Here is a 14,036-nt window from a genome sequence, read left to right as displayed (position 1 = left end):
GGCGTGAGGGTGACGCCGCCGCCAGCCGATAGGGCAGCCATGAGCCGGTCGGCACCATCGCGACGCGTCGTCGCGCGATGGGTCCTCGGCCTGTCCCTGGCGCCGGGCCTCGCGCTCCTGCTCACCGCGGTGACCGGTACTGGCCTGGGGCCGACGACCTTCGTGGCTGCGGGCGTGAGCGTCCTCGTCGCCTGCGTCGTCCACCGACCGGCGCGTCTGCCCCTGTGGCTCGGCCTCGCCGTCGCGCAGCTGTGCGTCGGCGCAGGCGGGATGGTCAGGGCTCTCGCGCCCGACGGGGGAGGGGCGGCGCTGTCCGTCGGCCTGACCGCGACCGGGGCCGTGTGCGGCGTCGTCGTCGGCGTCGTCGTCACCCGGACGGTCGCCTCGCTGGGAGGACGGGTCGACGTCCTCGACGTCGCCACCCTCGCGGCGGTCCTGGGGCTGGGGCTCGCCCAGTACGTCGAGCTCGTGGGGATGGGCACGCCCGCGGCCAGAGGCGCTGCCGCCGCGACGGTCGACGTCGTCATCATCAGCCTCATCGCCCGGCTCGCCGTCATGCGGATCAAGGCGCCGTTCGGCGGGTCCCTGATCCTGCTCGCCAGCCTCGTCTTCGCGGTGAACGAGCTCGTGCGCACCGGCACCTTCGGCCCGGTCGCCGGCAGCCCGCTCCTCACGCTCCTCCCTCTCCTCGGCGCCGCCCTGCTGAGCGGCGGCGTGCTGCACCCGAGCACCCGGCACCTGCTGGACCGCACGTCGGTGCCGGCGGGCAGGCACCGCTCGGGCGAGGTGCTGGGGCTGCTCCCCCTCGCGCTCGTCCCGGCGAGCCTGTGGGTGGTCGACGCCTCCGCCGGCACCCACGCCATGCCGATGTGGGCCCACGTCAGCGTCGGGGCCGTGGGCACCGCCGTGGGCGTCCTGCGGGCGTCGTCGGCGCTGCGGCACTCCGAGCACCTGGCCGAGCACGACCCCCTGACCGACCTGCCCAACCGGCGGGGGCTGGACCGCGTCTTCGCCGACCGCGCCCCCGCAGCCGGCTGGTCCCTGCTGCTCGTGGACCTCGACGACTTCAAGGGCGTCAACGACGCCCACGGCCACGAGGTCGGGGACGCTCTGCTGCTGCACGTGCGCGACCGGCTGCGGGAGGCGGCCGGTGAGGACGGCGTCGTCGCGCGTTTCGGCGGCGACGAGTTCGTCGTGCTCGTGCCAGGCGGGAGCGAGGCCGCAGCAGCGGACCGGGTCGTGGCCGCCCTGCGGCCCACCGTGGAGCTGCGAGGCCTCGCCCTGCGCGCCACCGGCAGCGTCGGCGTGGCCCCGGCCGAGGCCGGGGCCACCTTCTCCCAGCACCTGGTCCACGCCGACGTGGCCCTCTACGCCGCCAAGGGCGCCGGGCGCGACACGGCGTGCGTCTACCACCCCGACCAGCGTGAGGAGGCCCTGCGCCGCTTCACCCTGACCAACCAGGTCCGCCAGCTGCTCTCGGGGCGCTCGTCGTCGGTCGGACGGCTCGAGGTGCACTACCAGCCGATCGTCGTGCTGGCCACGGGCGAGGCGGTCGGCGCCGAGGCGCTGGTCCGCTGGCAGCACCCGGACAACGGGCTGATGATGCCCGCTGCCTTCCTCGACCACGTGAGCACCTCCCAGCTGGACGCCGAGCTGGACAGCGCTGTGCTGGAGGAGGTCGTGGACCAGCTGGGCCGCTGGGCCCGGGAGCGCCGTCAGGTGCTGCCCGTCAGCGTCAACCTCACGAGGTCGAGCCTGGTCGACCCCGGCCTGCCGGGCCGGGTGGCGGAGCGGCTGCGGCGCGCGGGCGTCCCCGGCACCTTGCTGCACGTGGAGATCACCGAGCACGAGCCGCTCGAGGAGGACGCCACCTGCCTGGTCAACCTCCTGGCGCTGCAGGAGCTCGGCGTGGACGTGGACCTCGACGACTACGGCAGCGGGTACACCTCGCTGGAGTACCTGCGGCGCTTCCCGGTGCAGGTGATCAAGGTGGACCGGGCCGTCGTCATGCACGTCACGGGGAGCAGCGGGCAGCTGCTCGAGGGGCTCGGGGCGATGTCGCGCACCCTCGGGCTGGAGCTGCTCGCCGAGGGCGTCGAGACGCCGGAGCAGCAGGAGCGGCTCGTCGAGCTGGGCTTCAGCCTCGGGCAGGGGTGGCTGTTCAGCCGCGCCCTGCCGGCGGACCAGTTCGCCGACGAGGTCCTCGGCCCTCGACAGGTCCTGCCGCCGGTCGCGGTGCCGGCGCCGCGACCGGCGCGAGCGCGCGCGAGCGAGGTCCCCCAGCCCGGGGCGGTGCTGGACGCGACGGTGCCGAGGCGCTGACGTCCGGGCGGCCGGTGGTGCTGCCCGGGCCGGCCGGCCTCAGGTCCGCACGTGCAGGAGGTCCTCCAGCCCGATGCGCTCGTAGAAGTCTCGGCGCACCTCGTCGCCGACGGCGTTGACGCGCTCGGCGCCGTCGTCGGCCGGGTCGACGTGGGTGCGGAAGGGCCGCTCGCCCTTGGCGGCGCCGACGACGTCGACGACGCGGCGGGCGACCTCCTGCGGGTCGGCGTCGGGCGGCGACATCGCCTGCAGGCGCTCGCCGACCTGGCCCATGAGCCCGGCGTACTCGGCCTCGTAGGCCTGCGCCGTCGCCTCGTCGTCCGGGCTGCCGGCGTGGGCGAAGTGGTTGGTGCCGGTGGTGAAGGAGCCGGGCACGACGATCGTCGTCTCGACGCCGAAGCGGGCCAGCTCGGCGGCGGTGCTGACGGCGAGGGAGTCCTGCGCCGCCTTCGCGGCGAAGTACGGCGCGAGGTAGGGCGGCGTGCCGCCGCGGGTGCTGGTCGAGCCGACCCACACCAGCAGCCCGTCGCGGCGCTCCCGCAGGTGCGGCAGCACGGCGCGGTTGAGCCGCTGGCAGGAGACGACGTTGGTGTCGTAGACGGCGTGCAGCTGCTCGGGGGTGAAGGCCTCCAGCGGGCCGAGGACCATGTGCCCGGCGTTGTGGACGACCACGTCCAGGCCTGGGGTGGCCGCGAGGACGGTCGCGACCGCGGTGTCGACGGAGCCCTGGTCGGCGACGTCGAGCTCGACGACGCGCAGGTCGACGCTGTGCTCGCGGGCGTGCTGCTGCACCTCGGCGACCGCGGCGGCGTTGCGGCCCTCGGTGCCCCGCATGCCGGCCCAGACGGTGTGCCCGGCGTCGGCGAGCGCGCGGACGGTCATCGCCCCGAAGCCGCTGGAGGCGCCGGTGACGAGGACGGTGTGCGGGCTGCCGGTCATCAGGCCACGCCCCCGTTGACGAAGATCGTCTGGCCGTTCACCCAGCGCGCCGGCCCGGCGAGGAAGGCGACGGCCTCGGCGACGTCGTCGGGCTGGCCGAGGCGCTCGAGCGGGGCCATGTTCGCGAGGTTGTCGATGGCCTCCTGCGGCTTGCCCTCGAGGAACAGGGGCGTCGCGGTGGGACCGGGGGCGACGGCGTTGACGGTGACGTCCCTCCCGCGGACCTCCTTGGCGAGGATCGGCGTCATCGCCTCGACGGCGCCCTTGGTCGCGGCGTAGGCGCTGTAGGTCGGCAGCGACAGCCGGGTGACCGACGTCGAGACGTTGACGAGCGCGCCGCCGCCGCGCAGCCGGCGCACGGCCTGCTGGCTGACGACGAGCGTGCCGCGCAGGTTGGTGCGGACCATCCGGTCGACGTCGTCGAGGGAGGCCTCGGCCAACGGGGCGAGCAGCATGATGCCGGCGGTGTTGACGACGACGTCGACGCCGCCGTAGGTGCTCTCGGCGGTGTCGAAGAGGGCGGCGACCTCGGCCTCGTCGGCGACGTCGGCCTGCACCGAGATGGCCTGGCCGCCGGCGCCGGTGACGGCCTCGACGGCGTCCTTGGCCCGTCCGGCGCTGCCGGAGTAGTGGACGACGACGGCCGTCCCGTCGGCGGCGAGGCGCTCGACGACGGCCCGGCCGATGCCGCCGGACCCGCCGGTGACGATCGCGACGCGGGGTCCGGCTGCGGTGGTCTCGCTCATGCTTCCCCTCCCGAGGGCTCGCTGGTCGGGCACGAGCATCGGAAGCGGTCGCTGGGCTCGCCACCGCGGCGAGGGCGAGGACCCGTCCGTGCGCCCAGGCCACGCCCATCCGAGGGCCGGGCCTCAGCGCCGGCCGGCGCCGACGGCCCCGCCGCGGTAGGCCCCGGGCGTGCAGCCGTGGTGGCGGCGGAAGGCGTCGGCGAAGTGGGCGACGCTGGCGTAGCCGCAGGTCAGCGCGACGGTGCGGACGTCCGCCGGCGTCGTGCGCAGCAGGTGGGCGGCGTGCTCGACCCGCAGGCGGACGAGCTCGCGGTGCGGTGTGGTGCCGGTCGCGGCGCGGAATCGGCGCACGAAGTGGTACGGGCTGGAGTGAACGACGGCGGCCAGCTCGGCCAGGCGCACCGGCTCGGCGAGGTGGGCGCGCATGTGCTCCTCGACCCGCGCCAGGTCGGTCGCGCCCAGCGGGGTGACGGCGCGGCCGCCGGTGGCTCGCGGGCCGCCGGCCAGCGTGAGCACCTGGGCGGCGAGCGCCTGCGCGAGGGCGTCCCCGGCCAGCGGGTCCGCCGACCGGGCGAGCGCGACGCCGACCGCGCGGGCGGTCGCCCGGACGCCCGGGTCGTCGAGCACGAGCCCGTCGGGCAGCTGGCGCACTGCGGCGGGCCGTCCGAGCGTCTCGGCGGTGCGCTGCAGGAGGTCGGCGCCCAGGTGCAGGTGCAGCGTGCGCACGGGCACGGCGCCGGCGTCCTCGCCGGGGAGCAGCCGCAGCCGGGCGGAGGCCCCGGGCGCCGTCGCCCCCATCGAGCCCGGCGTGTAGCGCGCGCGCACCCACCGGCGGCCGCGACGGCTCTCGACCTCGCTGGTGCCGGCGAGCTGCACCACGAGGAGCAGGTCCGGGGTCGGCGCCGTCGTGAAGGTCTCGGCCTCCCGCGGCTCGAGGTAGGTGCGGGCCAGCACGTCCTGCCAGCCGAGGTGGTGGCTGGAGCGCTGCACCTGGCTCGGCAGGCGGCTGCCGGCGCGCAGGCTCGTCGGGTGCAGCACGTGCCCATCGTGGGCCGAGCCGGGCGTCCGCGGGGAGGTCGGGCGGTGCAGCCGTCGGGTCCGGCGGGTCGGGTGGGTCTGGCGGGTCGGGCGGGTCGGGTGTGTCTGCCGGGTCGGGCGGGTCGGGTGCCCGGTGGCCTCAGCGGCCGGGGCCGCCCCCGTCCCGCGCCAGGGCGGCGAGGGCTCGCAGGCAGTGCTCGGCCAGCGGCTCCGGGAAGTTGGCGGCGAGCCGGTAGAAGACGACCCGGCCGGCCTTGCGGTTGGTGACGAGGCCGGCGCCGCGCAGCACCCGCAGCGCGTAGCCGACGGCGTCCTCGCTGGCGCCGAGCGCGAGGGCAAGGTCGCCGACGCAGAGCTCCTCGACGGCGTCGAGCGCCTGCAGGACGCGCGCCCGGGTGGGGTCGGCGATCACGGTGAGCACCTCGGCCGTGGCGACGGCGTCCTCGCGCGACGGCACCCGGGCCCGGGCGCGGGCGACGCGGTCGGCGTCGACGGGGTGGGCGTGGTCGCTCACGTCTCCTCCGGTGCTCGGCGGCTCGTCACGCGCGGGGCCGCGACGACATCCGTGCGGTCGTCCGGGTGTAGCGTCCGGCCGCCCGGTGGCGATCGTCGCAGGAGGTGGGTCGTGCGGGATGCGGTGGTGACCTCCGGTCGCACGGGGGGCGCAGGAGGCCTGCGGAGGTGGGGTCGTGGCTGAACCGGCGACGTCGGGCTGGGCCGGGCTGCTCGCCGTCCTCGTGCTCGGGGGCGTCGGCGTCGCGGGTGCCTTCGCCGTCCACCGGCTCACCGCCGTCGCGCCGCGAGGGCTGACGGCGTGGCCGTGGCTGTCGGGCTGGCACCCGCCGGAGCACGCGCTCTCGCGGTACCACGCGCGCTGGTACCCGGTGACGGTCGTCTTCCTCGCCTTCGACGTCGAGATGCTCTTCATGTACCCGTGGGTGCTCGTCGTCGCGGACGTCGGGCTCTCGGCCGTCGTGGAGATGTTCGTCTTCCTGGGCGTGCTGCTGCTCGGGGTGCTGTGGGCGCACCGCGAGGGAGCCTTCTCGTGGCAGTGAGAGGTCTGCTGGCCCGGTGGGCGGTGCGCGGGACGGCGGTGCTGCTCGTGGAGGCGCCCGGGGGGTGGGCGGCGCGGGTCGCCGTCGAGCGGGCGCTGGCGGAGCGGGGGTGGCGCACGGCCTCGTCGCCCGCGGACGCCGACGCGCTGCTCGTCTGCGGCGCTCCGGGCCCCGGGTGGGAGGAGGTGCTGGAGCGCACCTGGGCGCAGCTGCCCGGGCCGCGGGCGCGGGCGTCGGTGGCCTCCGTCGCCGGAGCCGGGGTGGCCCTGGACGGGCTGGCGGCGTCGCTGCTCGACGACGACGCCCAGCGCGCGGACGCGGCGTCGCGCGACCTCGTCGCCGAGGGCGTCGCGCCGGGTGACGACATGCACCCCGCCGGCCTCGATCTCGCCGGCGGGCAGGACGACCTCCGCGACGGCCTGGAGATGGACGTCCTGCGCGTGCCCCTCGGGCCCGTGCTGACGGACTGGCCCGCCGGGCTCGTGCTGCGGACGGTGCTCTCGGGCGACGTCGTCGTCCGCGCGCGGGTGGAGGTGCTGCCGGGCGCCGCGGCGCGCCGGAGCCCGGCAGACGACGTCGCCCGTCGCCTCGACGCCGCCGCGCAGGTGCTGCGCCTCGCCGGCGCCGACGACCTCGCCGCCCGCGCCGTCCGCCTCCGCGACGCCGCCCTCGACCCCCGCACCTCGTCGTCACAACGCCCTGAGGACGCCCCTTCTCCGCGCACTTCGTCGACACGTCGCCCTCAGGAGGGCGCTTCTCCCCGCACTTCGTCGACTAATCGCCGTGGGGGAGGCGCAGGTGCGGCAGAAGGACGACGAAGTGCGGGGGAGGTGAGGGGGCTGCGGGGGCGGGTGGAGCGCTCGCGGGTGCTGGCCTGGGCGCTGCGGGAGGCGGACGTCGCGATGTCGCGTCCGACGTCCGGCGCCGAGTCCGACGCTGCGCACGTCTCAGCGGCAGGAGATCTGCGCGACGTCGGACTCGACGCGCAGCGGCGGACCCGCGACGACGTCCGGACGCTGCTGCTCGGCCTCCTCGACCCCGACGGGCCCGACGACGACCCAGGACGGCGCACCCGCGCGGCGCTGGACGCGCTGCCCGAGCGGCTCGTCGGCGTCGACGTCGTGGGCGCGCGGCTGCTCGTCGCGGCGCTCGACTTGCGGACCGACGCCCTCGACGCCGACGACCTCGCTGCCCTCGCCCCCCGCGAGGACGACGACAGCGGTGACGACGACGGCAGTGACGACGACGGCAGTGACGAGCACGCGCACCACGGGCACGCCCATGGGTGACGTCGTGCAGGTCGCCGCGCCGTGGGTGCTCCTCGCCGCGGTGCTGCTAGGGGTGGCGGCGCTCGGGGTCACCGCCCTCGACGGCGCCCTCGCCGCCCGGGCCGCCGGTCGCCCCGCGTCGGTCGGCGCGCAGCACCCCCTCGTCGAGACCGCGCGCCTCCTGCGCCAGCGCCGCCGGACGACGGTCGCCGCCGACACCCTGCTGCGGCACGTCGCGGTGGGCGGGTTCGCCGTCGCGCCGCTGCTCATGGTCGCCGTCGTGCCGCTGGGGGAGTGGGTGCTCGCGGACGCGAGCGTCGGCGTCGTCTGGTTCAACGCCGTCGACGTGCTCGTGTGGGTGCTGGTCTGGCTCGCGGGGTGGGGGCCCAACGCGGCGTGGTCGCTGACCGGCGGGTACCGCTTCCTCGCCCAGGCGATGGCGTACGAGCTGCCGCTGATGTTCAGCCTCACCGCGCCGGCGCTCGCGGCGGGGAGCCTGCGGGTCGGCGACGTCGCGGCCGCGCAGTCGGGCGCAGCCGGGGCGGGCCTGCCGTACGTCGTGTGGATGCCCGTCGCGTTCGTCGTCTACTGCACCGGCGTCCTCGCCTTCTCGGTGCGCGGGCCGCTGTCCCCGGCGGGCGGGCCGGCGACCAGCGGCGGCGTGCTCGCCGAGCTGTCCGGCGTCGACCGGCTGCTCGTGCTCGCCGGGCGCGCGGGCCTGCTCGTCGCGGGCGCGGCGTTCGCCGTCCCGCTGTTCCTCGGTGGCGGGTCCGGGCCGCTGCTGCCCGGCTGGCTGTGGGTGCTGGTGAAGACGGCGCTGCTCGCCGCGGCGCTCGTCGTCGTCCGGCGGAAGCTGCCCGACGTGCGCCCCGACCGCTTCCTCGCCCTCGGCTGGAGCGTGCTGCTGCCCGCGGCGCTGCTGCAGCTGCTCCTCGTCAGCGTCGTGGTGGTGGTGCGCTCATGACGCTGCAGTCGCTGCTCGAGACGCCGCTGCCCGACCTCAGCGTGCTGCCCTCTCTGTCTGTTCTGAGAGGCGTCGCGGTGACGGCGCTCGGCGTCGTCGCCGTCGTCACGGGCGCCCTGGTCTTCCGGGTCGACTCGATGGCGCGCGCGACGTACCTGCTCGCCGCGTCCTTCGTCGCCGTCGGGGCCGCCGTGGTGGCGCTGCACCTGGACTACGTCGGGGTCGTCGTCGTCCTCATGATGCTCATGGAGATGGCCGTCATGGGCGTCTTCATGGTCATGCTCATGGGGATGAACCCGGCGCTCATGCCGATGTCCATGGTCCACAGCAACCGGCGGGCGCTGGTCGCGGCGGGGGCGTCCTTCGTCGTCTTGACCGTGGGGATCCTGCTCGTCGAGTGGCCGACCCGCGCCACCGCTGCGCCCGACGGCTCTGCCGGATCAACTGAAGGCGGGGCGACGACGTACTCCCTCGGCGACGCCCTCATGGGCGACCACATGCTCGTGATGATGGTCGTGAGCCCGGTGATGCTCGCGACGATCGTCGCCGGCGTCGTCCTCGCCCAGGCCTCCGGCCGGTACGAGCGGCTCGGCGACGACCTCAAGGGGGCCCGCCGATGACCCTTGAGGTGGTCCTGGTCCTCGCCGCGGCCCTGTTCTCCGTGGGGCTGTACGGCGCGCTGTCCCAGCAGGTCGTCGTCATGGTGATGATGGGCCTGGAGCTCATGCTCAACGGCGTCGTCCTCGCCGCGGCGGGCTTCTGGTGGTTCACCGCGCCGGAGCCGAGCCTGCAGGTGCTGCTCGTCGTCGTGCTCGCGGCGATGACGGTGGAGATGGCCATGGGCTTCGCCGTCGCGCTGCTGCTGCACCGCACGTCCGGCGCGGACATGACCGACATGGCCGCGGAGCTGAAGCAGTGACGCCGCAGCTGGCCCTCGCGGCGCTCGTCCTCGGGCCCGCGGTCGTCGGCGTCGCGCTGGCGCTCGCCGGGACGACGGCCGGCCCCCGAGGCCGCGCCGTCGCCGACCGCGCTGCCTTCCCGCTCGCCGTCGCCACCGCGGCGGCCGCGCTCGGGCTGGCGGCGCTGGCAGCGGCTACCCGCGCGTCCGCGCAGGCGCCCTTCCTCGCCGGCGCGCCGCTGGGCCTGGGCGTCGACGGGCTCTCGGCCGTCGTCGTCCCCGCCGTCGCGGCGGTGGTGCTGCTCGTGCTCGTCTTCGCGTGGGCCGACGTCCGCGAGGGCCGGGCGCGCTTCGCCGGGCTGATGCTGCTCTTCGCCGCCGCCGTGTCCCTGACGGCGACGGCGACGACGCTGCCCGCGCTACTGCTCGCATGGGAGGTCATGGGCGCGGCGTCGTACGCGCTCGTGGGCTTCTGGTGGCGCGACGACGCGCGGGTCGGCGCCGGCACGACGGCGTTCGTCACCACCCGCGCGGGCGACCTCGGGCTCTACGTCGCGCTCGCGGGCGCCGTCGGTGGCGGGCTGCTCGGCGCCGGACCCACCGGCGGGCTGGCGCTCGGCGACCTCGCCGCCCTTCCGCCCGGCTGGCGCGACGTCGTCGCCGGCGGCCTGCTCGTCGCGGCGCTCGGCAAGGCGGCGCAGTTGCCGTTCTCGTGGTGGCTCTCGCGGGCGATGGAGGGCCCGAGCCCGGTGAGCGCGCTGCTGCACTCCGCGGCGATGGTCGCGATGGGCGGGTACCTGCTGCTGCGCGTCGAGCCGCTGCTCGCCGCGACGGGGTGGGCGGCGACGGCGGCCGCGTGGGTCGGCGCGCTGACGGCGGTGGCGCTCGGCGTCGTCGCCCTCGCGCAGCGCGACCTCAAGCAGCTGCTCGCCGCGTCAACGTCGGCGCAGCTCGGATTCGTCGTCCTCGCCGCCGGGGTGGGCGCGGTGACGGGCGGGACGGCGCAGCTCGTCGCCCACGCGGCGGTCAAGGCGCTGCTGTTCCTCGTCGCCGGGGCGTGGCTCACGGCGCTCGGCACCAAGCAGCTGGCCGGGCTGCGCGGGGCCGCGGGCATCTGGCCGGTGGTCGGCGGCGCCGCCGCGATGGGCGCCCTCGCGCTGGCCGGGGCGCCGCCGTTCGCGCTGTGGACGACGAAGGACGCCGTCATGGCCGTCGCCCTCGAGGCGTCACCGGCGCTCTACGCCGTCGGGCTGCTCGGGGCGGCGCTGTCGGCGGCGTACGCGGGCAAGGTGCTCGTGGTGGTGCTCGGGCGGCCACGGCGGGGCGAGGAGGCCCGCCGCACCTGGGACAGCGAGCAGCAGGGCACGCGCGCGGTGCCGCGGCTCGCGCAGGCGCCCCTCGTCGTCCTCGCGCTCGCGGCGCTGGGCCTGGCCGTGCTCGGCCTGCCGCCCGCGGTGGGCGCGTTGGCACCAACCCTCGGGCAGGACCCGGCCTCGGCCGGCGCCGGGGCGCTCGAGCTCGTCGTCTCGGGGGTGGTCGCGGTCGCGGCGCTCGTGGCCGTCGTCCTCCTCGTCCGCGCCGACCGGCTGCCCGAGCCGGCGTGGGCGCGCGCGTGGCTGGGTCTGGGGGCGGCGACGGACGCCGTCGTCCGCGCCACCCTGCGGGCCGCCGAGGCCGCGGCCCGCGCCGACGACGCACTCGCCCGCGGCGCCGCCGCCCTGGCTCGCGGCGTCGTCGGGACCGCCGGCGCGACGCGCTCCGCCGACGACCGCCTCGACGCCGGGGTGCGCGGCCTCGCCGGGCGGACCGACGGGCTCGCCGCTGTCGTCACGCGGGCCGACGACGGCGTCGACCGCGCCGTCCACGGCGTCGCCGCCGGCACCAAGCGCCTCGGCGGGCTCGCGCGTCGCGCGCAGACGGGGCAGCTGCACGACTACTACGCCCAGCTCGTCGTGGTGCTCGGTGCCGCGGCGGTCGGTCTCGTCCTCTACGTCTCCCTGAGGTGAGCGTGCTCAGCCTGGTGATCTTCCTGCCCCTCGTGGCCGCGGTGGTCCTCGCTGTGGCGCGGGGGCTGCCCGACGCCGCCGCCCGGTGGGCGTGGGTCGGCGTCACGCTCGTCGAGGTGCTGCTCGTCGGCGTCCTGTGGGCGCGGTACGAAACCCCCGCACCTGGAGCACTGGCCTTCGACCAGCAGGTCGAGTGGATCCCCGGCCTGGGGGCGAGCTACCACGTGGGCCTCGACGGGCTCTCCCTGCCGCTCATGGCGCTGACGGCCGTGGTGTTCGCGGCGTGCGCCGTCTATGCGCTGGCCGAGAGCACGCGTCCGCGCAGCCAGGCGGCGCTGTTCTGCTTCCTGCAGACGACGTGCCTCGGCCTGTTCGCGGCGGCCGACCTCGTCGTCTTCTTCCTCTTCTTCGACCTGTCGATCGTCGGCATGTACTTCGCGATCGCGGGGTGGGGTCACGGCAACGCCCCGGGATCAGCACAGCGGTCGGCGCTGCAGTTCTTCCTCTACACGTTCCTCGGGTCGCTGGCGCTGCTGCTGGGCTTCATCGGCCTGTACGTCGCGTCGGGGACCTTCGACATGGTCGCGCTCGCCGCCGACCCGCCGCTGGTGGGCGCCGGCATGACCGGCGGGCTCGTGCTGGCGGCGGTGCTCGTGGGCCTGGCCGTGAAGACGCCGACCGTCCCCTTCCACACCTGGCTGCCGCCGGCGCACACCGACGCGCCGGCCGTCGGGTCGGCGGTGCTCGCCGGGGTGCTGCTGAAGATGGGCACGTACGGGTTCGTGCGGATCGCGATGCCGATGCTCCCCGACGCGTGGCGGTCCTCCGCCTGGGTGCTCATCGCCGTCGGCGTCGTGTCGGTGGTGTGGGGCGCGCTCGTCGCACTGGCGCAGACCGACCTCAAGCGGATGGTCGCCTACACGTCGGTCAACCACATGGGCTACGTCGTCGTGGCGGTCGGCGCCGCGGGCGTCGTCGGGGGCAGCGCCGAGGAGGCGCGGGCGCTCGCGGTGACGGGCGCGGTGACGCAGATGGTCAGCCACGGCCTCATCACCGGCGCGCTGTTCCTCCTCGCCGGGGTGCTGCACCGCCGCGCCGGCACCTACGAGATTAGCCGCTTCGGCGGGCTCGCCGGCCGGGCGCCGCGGTACGCGGCGCTCTTCGCCGTCGCGGCGTTCGCCTCGCTGGGGCTGCCGGGCTTCTCCGGGTTCGTCGCGGAGGTGCAGGTCTTCGCCGGGTCCATCGCCGCGGTGCCGTGGACGGCGGTCGCGCTCGTCGGGATCCTGCTGACGGCGGCACTCTTCCTGCGGGCGCTGCAGCGGCTGCTGACGGGCGCACCCGGCGAGATGACGGCGTCGGTCGCCGACGTGCGCGCGTCCGAGCTCGTCGCCGTCGCGCCGCTGCTCGTGCTCGCGACGCTCATCGGGGTGCTGCCGCGGCCGCTGCTCGAGGTCGTGGAGCCGGCGGCGCAGACGGTCGTCGCGCTGGTGGGGCGCTGAGCCTGTGGCGATGAGCATGGGCGCGGACGTCGTCGCCGTCCTGCCCGAGGTGCTGCTGCTCGCCGGGGCGCTGGTGGCGCTGGTGGGTGGGTCGTTCACCCCGCGCGAGCAGCAACGGCGGGTGCGGCTGGTGGCCGTCGCGGCGCTGATGGCCTCGGCCGTCGCGGCCGGGTTCGGGCTGGCGTCGCCGGCCGGGCCGGTGTTCTCGGGGACGTACGACGTCGACACGGCGACCGGCGTGGTGCGGCTGGTCGTGGCGGCGTCGACGCTGCTGGTAATCGGGCTGGGCGTCGAGGAGGTGGCGGGGCACCGGCAGGAGAGCGAGACGTACGCGCTGCTGCTGCTGTCGGCGACGGGCGCGGTGGTGCTCGGCGGGGCGGCGGACCTGCTGGTGATGGTGGTGGCGTTTCTGCTGGGGAGCATCCCGTTGTACGCGTTGGTGGGGCAGGCGCGGACGGGCCCGGCCGCCGAGGGCGCGATGAAGACCTACCTGCTGGGAGCGCTGCTCGGCATCGTGCTGATGGCGGGGGTGACGGTGCTGCTGGGCGTCGGCGGCGGCGAGGCCGGGTACGCGGGCCTGACCGCCGCGTTGGCGGGGGCGCCGGCTGGGGCGGTGGCGGCGGGCGCGGTGGCGTTGCTGGTCGGGTTGATGTTCAAGGCCGGGGGTGTGCCGGGGCACTTCTGGGTGCCGGACGCGGCGCAGGGCGCGTCGGTGACGGCGGCGGCGTTCCTGACGACGGTGCCGAAGATCGGCGCGCTGGTTGCGGTCTTCCGGCTGGTGGAGGCGATGCCGGCGGCGTTGGACGTGCAGCTCGTCGTCGCGGTGCTGGCGGTGGCGAGCATGACGCTGGGCAACCTGGCGGCGCTGGGGCAGACGGCGGTGCGGCGGCTGCTGGGGTGGTCGACGGTCAGCCAGGTCGGGTACCTGCTGCTGCCGGTGGCCGTGGTGGGGCGCACGGACCTCGCCGAGCCGGCGCTGCTGTTCTACCTGGCGGCGTACGCGGTGACGAACCTGACGGCGTTCGCGGTGGTCGCGGCGCTGCCGGGGCGGGAGTCGCTGGAGGACTACCGCGGGCTGGCGCGCGCGCACCCGTGGCTGGCGGGGGCGCTGCTGGTGAGCCTGCTCGGGCTGCTGGGGACGCCGCCGACGTCGGTGTTCGTGGGCAAGCTGCTCGTCGCGACCGCGGCGTGGGACGGCGGGGCGGAGTGGATGGCGGTGGTGCTGGTGGTCAACACTGTGGCGAGCCTCGCCTACTACCTGCGCTGGCTCGCGCTCGCGTATAGGAGTGGGGGTGTCCCTA

Annotated in this window: 12 protein-coding genes and 1 pseudogene; 9 read left to right on the top strand and 4 right to left on the bottom strand. The window is 76.1% G+C overall.

Annotated features, from left to right (window positions below):
• Window positions 1-39: 39 nt before the first annotated feature.
• A complete protein-coding gene (locus WDV86_RS08245) occupies window positions 40-2,322 on the top strand; it encodes a putative bifunctional diguanylate cyclase/phosphodiesterase (RefSeq protein ID WP_339567135.1) in 2,283 nt (760 codons plus the stop codon).
• A 39-nt stretch (window positions 2,323-2,361) separates the two neighbouring features.
• Here WDV86_RS08245 and WDV86_RS08240 read toward each other — a convergent pair whose 3' ends face one another.
• The 4 genes from WDV86_RS08240 to WDV86_RS08225 form a co-directional block, all read right to left on the bottom strand.
• Window positions 2,362-3,261: an SDR family oxidoreductase gene (locus WDV86_RS08240; protein WP_339567134.1), complete on the bottom strand. Its 900-nt coding sequence runs from the start codon at window positions 3,259-3,261 to the stop codon at window positions 2,362-2,364.
• Window positions 3,261-4,007 (bottom strand): SDR family oxidoreductase, encoded by a 747-nt coding sequence (locus tag WDV86_RS08235; protein ID WP_339567133.1) that lies wholly within the window; start codon window positions 4,005-4,007, stop codon window positions 3,261-3,263. The genes WDV86_RS08240 and WDV86_RS08235 overlap by 1 nt, the downstream gene beginning before the upstream one ends.
• A 123-nt stretch (window positions 4,008-4,130) precedes the next feature.
• Window positions 4,131-5,045 carry an AraC family transcriptional regulator gene (locus tag WDV86_RS08230; protein ID WP_339567132.1) on the bottom strand — a complete coding sequence of 305 codons (915 nt, stop codon included), beginning with the start codon at window positions 5,043-5,045 and terminating at the stop codon, window positions 4,131-4,133.
• 139 nt (window positions 5,046-5,184) lie between these two features.
• Window positions 5,185-5,559: an ArsR/SmtB family transcription factor gene (locus tag WDV86_RS08225; protein ID WP_339567131.1), complete on the bottom strand. Its 375-nt coding sequence runs from the start codon at window positions 5,557-5,559 to the stop codon at window positions 5,185-5,187.
• Between the two features lie 175 nt (window positions 5,560-5,734).
• Between WDV86_RS08225 and WDV86_RS08220 the strand changes: the two genes are divergently transcribed.
• The 8 genes and pseudogenes from WDV86_RS08220 to WDV86_RS08185 form a co-directional block, all read left to right on the top strand.
• Window positions 5,735-6,100: an NADH-quinone oxidoreductase subunit A gene (locus tag WDV86_RS08220; protein WP_339567130.1), complete on the top strand. Its 366-nt coding sequence runs from the start codon at window positions 5,735-5,737 to the stop codon at window positions 6,098-6,100.
• Window positions 6,091-7,389 carry a hypothetical protein gene (locus WDV86_RS08215; protein ID WP_339567129.1) on the top strand — a complete coding sequence of 433 codons (1,299 nt, stop codon included), beginning with the start codon at window positions 6,091-6,093 and terminating at the stop codon, window positions 7,387-7,389. The genes WDV86_RS08220 and WDV86_RS08215 overlap by 10 nt, the downstream gene beginning before the upstream one ends.
• Window positions 7,382-8,332 (top strand): NADH-quinone oxidoreductase subunit H, encoded by a 951-nt coding sequence (locus tag WDV86_RS08210; RefSeq protein WP_445262995.1) that lies wholly within the window; start codon window positions 7,382-7,384, stop codon window positions 8,330-8,332. The genes WDV86_RS08215 and WDV86_RS08210 overlap by 8 nt, the downstream gene beginning before the upstream one ends.
• Window positions 8,329-8,952, top strand: a complete 624-nt coding sequence (locus WDV86_RS08205; protein WP_339567127.1) for an NADH-quinone oxidoreductase subunit J — start codon at window positions 8,329-8,331, stop codon at window positions 8,950-8,952. The genes WDV86_RS08210 and WDV86_RS08205 overlap by 4 nt, the downstream gene beginning before the upstream one ends.
• Entirely contained in the window at window positions 8,949-9,251 is a 303-nt protein-coding gene (locus WDV86_RS08200; protein WP_339567126.1) for an NADH-quinone oxidoreductase subunit NuoK, read from the top strand. Before WDV86_RS08205 ends, WDV86_RS08200 begins: the two co-directional genes overlap by 4 nt.
• Complete coding sequence (locus WDV86_RS08195; protein WP_339567125.1) at window positions 9,248-11,236, top strand: proton-conducting transporter transmembrane domain-containing protein; 1,989 nt, start codon at window positions 9,248-9,250, stop codon at window positions 11,234-11,236. Before WDV86_RS08200 ends, WDV86_RS08195 begins: the two co-directional genes overlap by 4 nt.
• 2 nt (window positions 11,237-11,238) lie before the next feature.
• Window positions 11,239-12,735, top strand: a complete 1,497-nt coding sequence (locus WDV86_RS08190; protein WP_339567124.1) for a complex I subunit 4 family protein — start codon at window positions 11,239-11,241, stop codon at window positions 12,733-12,735.
• A gap of 16 nt (window positions 12,736-12,751) precedes the next feature.
• A pseudogene (locus WDV86_RS08185) lies at window positions 12,752-14,032 on the top strand (NADH-quinone oxidoreductase subunit N); the annotation flags it as partial.
• Window positions 14,033-14,036: the final 4 nt, after the last annotated feature.

It is taken from the genome of Pseudokineococcus sp. 1T1Z-3 (genome assembly GCF_037482365.1).
Classification (GTDB): Bacteria; Actinomycetota; Actinomycetes; order Actinomycetales; family Quadrisphaeraceae; genus Pseudokineococcus.
This window is presented reverse-complemented; position numbering and strand designations above follow the sequence as displayed.

What these genes read in the sequence shown, in the direction of transcription:
- WDV86_RS08245 (WP_339567135.1), top strand. Translation starts at nt 40, where the DNA reads ATGAGCCGGTCGGCACCATCGCGACGCGTCGTCGCGCGATGGGTCCTC.
- WDV86_RS08240 (WP_339567134.1), bottom strand. Translation starts at nt 3,261, where the DNA reads ATGACCGGCAGCCCGCACACCGTCCTCGTCACCGGCGCCTCCAGCGGC.
- WDV86_RS08235 (WP_339567133.1), bottom strand. Translation starts at nt 4,007, where the DNA reads ATGAGCGAGACCACCGCAGCCGGACCCCGCGTCGCGATCGTCACCGGC.
- WDV86_RS08210 (WP_445262995.1), top strand. Translation starts at nt 7,382, where the DNA reads ATGGGTGACGTCGTGCAGGTCGCCGCGCCGTGGGTGCTCCTCGCCGCG.
- WDV86_RS08205 (WP_339567127.1), top strand. Translation starts at nt 8,329, where the DNA reads ATGACGCTGCAGTCGCTGCTCGAGACGCCGCTGCCCGACCTCAGCGTG.
- WDV86_RS08200 (WP_339567126.1), top strand. Translation starts at nt 8,949, where the DNA reads ATGACCCTTGAGGTGGTCCTGGTCCTCGCCGCGGCCCTGTTCTCCGTG.